A 418-nucleotide genomic window follows, 5' to 3' on the forward strand; every position below is an offset into this window, starting at 1 on the left:
AGTCCCGTTCCAGCCAGCGCTTCCTCGCCGGTCAGGTCAACTTCTGTACCCTGATGCCGATGCGCTCCATCCCCTTCAAACAGGTCTGCCTGCTCGGCATGAACGATGGCGTCTACCCGCGCACCCTGGCTCCCATGGGATTCGATCTGATGGCGGTGGCATCGCGGCGCGGAGATCGCTCCCGTCGTGATGATGACCGCTACCTCTTCCTCGAGGCACTGCTCAGTGCCCAGCAGGGGCTCTATATCAGCTATCAGGGCTTCAGTGCGCAGGACAACAGCGACAAGGTGCCCTCCGTGCTGCTGGCGGAACTGATCGATTATGTGCGGCAGGGTTTCGTGCTGGCGGGGGATGAGAGCCTCGATGATGAAACCTCCGGCAAGCGGCTGCTCAACCACCTGATGGTGGCGCACCCGCT

1 pseudogene is annotated in these 418 nt (G+C 62.2%); it reads left to right on the forward strand.

Annotation, left to right across the window (positions count from 1 at the left end):
* A pseudogene (locus tag AAC083_RS23485) lies at positions 1–418 on the forward strand (exodeoxyribonuclease V subunit gamma); the annotation flags it as partial.

The sequence above is a fragment of the Aeromonas sp. HMWF014 genome (assembly GCF_963878295.1).
Taxonomy (GTDB): Bacteria; Pseudomonadota; Gammaproteobacteria; order Enterobacterales; family Aeromonadaceae; genus Aeromonas; species Aeromonas popoffii.